This window comes from Variovorax sp. 20P10.2.4 (genome assembly GCF_058244205.1).
Genome location: NZ_JBZAYE010000861.1, coordinates 1 through 2531, shown reverse-complemented (window position 1 = coordinate 2531; position 2531 = coordinate 1). Strand labels below are relative to the sequence as shown.

The window sequence follows — 2531 nt, the reverse complement described above, 5'->3', positions numbered from 1 at the left end:
CGCAGCACGGCGGCCGCGACCATCAGCGCATCGCCCCAACCCAGGCCGGCCGAGCTGGCCGAGGCATGCGCGCTCAGCGACAGCAGCGCGGCGCCCGCGAGCGAAATCGCCGCGGCCGCGAACACGCGCGGCGCGGGCCGCTCGCCGAGCAGCCACCATTCGGCCAGCGGCGTGAAGGCCACGCACAGGCTGATCAGGAAGGCGGCGTTGCTCGCGCTGGTGAGCGAGACGCCGAAGGTCTCGCAGACGAAGATCGCGAGCAGGTTCGCGCCCAGCAGCCCGCCCACCGCGAGCCCCTGCCGCCACTGCGGCCCCACCAGCGGGCGCAGCGCGGGCAGCAGCACGAGAAAGGTCAGGCCGAAGCGCAGCGCGATGAACTCGAGCACCGGCAGTTGCAGCGTGGCCTGCTTGGCGACCGCATAGCTGCCGCCCCAGACCGCCGCCACCAGCAGCAGCATGAGTTCGGCCATGCCGAAGCCGGGCCGGGCCGGCACGCCGCCGGAGGTGAGGGCGATGCCGCCCGCGCGCTTTGAATCCATACTCCGCCTGTTCGATGCCGGTGCCCGCGCGCCATGCGCAGGGCCCGAGGCGGAATTGTTCCGGGCATCGATCGCGGCGAGTAGCCATCCGCAGGAACAGGACTGTTGCACCGTGGGACCGAATTCATTCCTCAAGGTACTGCCCGAGATGGTGGCCTTCCTGCGCGTGGCCGAGCTCGGCAGCTTCTCGGCCGCGGCCGACCTGCTGGGCATCACGCCCTCGGCCGCGAGCCGGCAGGTGAAGCGGCTCGAGAAGGAGATCGGCGTGCAGCTGCTGCAACGCACGACGCGCCAGCTGCGCCTGACCGAGGCCGGCGCCGAGGCCTTCGAGCGCTGCCGCGAACTGGCGGCCGCGGCGCAGGACACGATGGCGCTGGCGCAGCGCTTCTCGGCCGAGCCGCGCGGGCTGGTGCGGTTGAGCGCGCCCAAGGCCTTCGCGCGCCGCGTGCTGCATCCGCTGGTGCTGGACTTCCTCGCGCGCCATCCCGCGGTCGACGTGCAGCTGATCGTGGAGGACCGCGACATCGATCCGATCCGCGAGGGCGTGGACCTCGTGGTGCGGCTCACCACCGAGCCGCCCGAGGGGCTGGTGGCGCGCCGGCTGATGGCGGTGGCGCACATCCTGGTGGCCGCGCCCGCGTACCTCGAGGGCCACGCGGCCATCGCGCATCCACGCGATCTCGCGGCCCACAGCTGCCTGTCGCTGGGCGAGCACGAACGCGACAACCACTGGCGCTTCAGCCGCCCCGGCGAGGACGACGTGGAAGTGACGGTGCACGGCCGCTACATCGCCAACCACAGCGAGATGCGCATGGAGGCCGCGACGGCCGGCCTGGGCGTGGCCTGCGTGCCGGCCTTCTCGGCGCAGCAGGCGCTGAGCGACGGCCGCGTGGCGCGCGTGCTCGGCGACTGGGAGTTCCGCGGCAACTACCACGGCCATGCGTGGATCCTCTATCCGCCGAGCCGCTTCACGGTGCCCAAGTGCCGGGTGCTGATCGACCACTTGGTAGCGCGGCTAGGGACCGAGGGCTGAATGCGGGAACCGGACGCAGAGGACGCGAAGGTTTCGCAAAGAGCGCAAAAGAAACCGCAAGAAATTTCTTCTCTTTCGCGTCTTTCGCGAAACCTTCGCGTCCTCTGCGTCCGGAAGTTCGCTTTCACTGCGGCTGCAAGCCCGCCTGCTTCATCATCGCCTCGGTCAGCGCCATCTCCTGCGTGAAGCCGCGCGTGTAGTCGACGGCGCCCTGCGGGCTGGCCAGGCCGCCGTTCTCGGCCAGCGTGGCCTGCACCGCGGGCTGCGCGAGCGCCTTCTCGAAGACCACGCGAATGCGCTCGGCGATCGCGTCGGGCGTGCCGGCCGGCACCGAGATGCCGCCCCAGGAGGTCAGCTCGACGCCCTTCACGCCGAGCTCGGCCAGGGTGGGCACTTCGGGCAGCGAGGGGTTGCGGCGCGCGCCCGCGATCGCGAGCGCCCTGAGCTTGCCGGCCTGGATCTGCGGATAGGCCACCGACAGGATCGGCGTGCCGAACACCACCTGCCGGCCGAGGATCGCGTTGACCAGTTCCGAGGCGCCCTTGTAGGGCACGTGCGTGGCCTGCGCGCCGAGCGCGCTCAGCAGCAGCTCCACGCCGAGGTGCGAGGGCGTGCCGACGCCGCCCGAGGCGTAGTCGAGCTTGCCGGGCTGGGCCCGCGCCTTCGCGGCCAGATCGGACAGGCTCGCGATGCCCGCGTCGGCATGCACCACCAGCACGATGTCGGAGGTGGTGAGCCGCATGATGTGGCGGAAGTCCTTGAGCGCGTCGTAGCCGGGGCTGCGGTACATGCGCATGTTGGCCGCCATCGGCGCGGCCGAGTAGATCCAGGTGTAGCCGTCGGCCGGCGCGCGCGCCACCAGCCGCGCGCCGATGTTGCCGCCGGCACCGCCCTTGTTCTCGATCACCACCGGCTGGCCCAGCAGCGGGCCCACGGCCTCGGCGAGCACGCGCGCCGTG

General features: G+C 71.8%; 3 protein-coding genes. 1 reads left to right on the top strand and 2 read right to left on the bottom strand.

From position 1 onward, the window contains the following. On the bottom strand, positions 1–539 hold a 539-nt coding region (locus tag AC27VN_RS38655), incomplete at its 3' end, for an EamA family transporter (RefSeq protein WP_490880096.1). A 112-nt stretch (positions 540–651) separates the two neighbouring features. Here AC27VN_RS38655 and AC27VN_RS38650 point away from each other — a divergent pair. Then, positions 652–1572 (top strand): LysR family transcriptional regulator, encoded by a 921-nt coding sequence (locus tag AC27VN_RS38650; protein ID WP_490880095.1) that lies wholly within the window; start codon positions 652–654, stop codon positions 1570–1572. A 124-nt stretch (positions 1573–1696) separates the two neighbouring features. Here the strand turns inward: AC27VN_RS38650 and AC27VN_RS38645 are convergent. Beyond that, a partial coding sequence (locus AC27VN_RS38645; protein WP_490880094.1) for a tripartite tricarboxylate transporter substrate binding protein occupies positions 1697–2531 on the bottom strand: 835 nt, incomplete at its 5' end.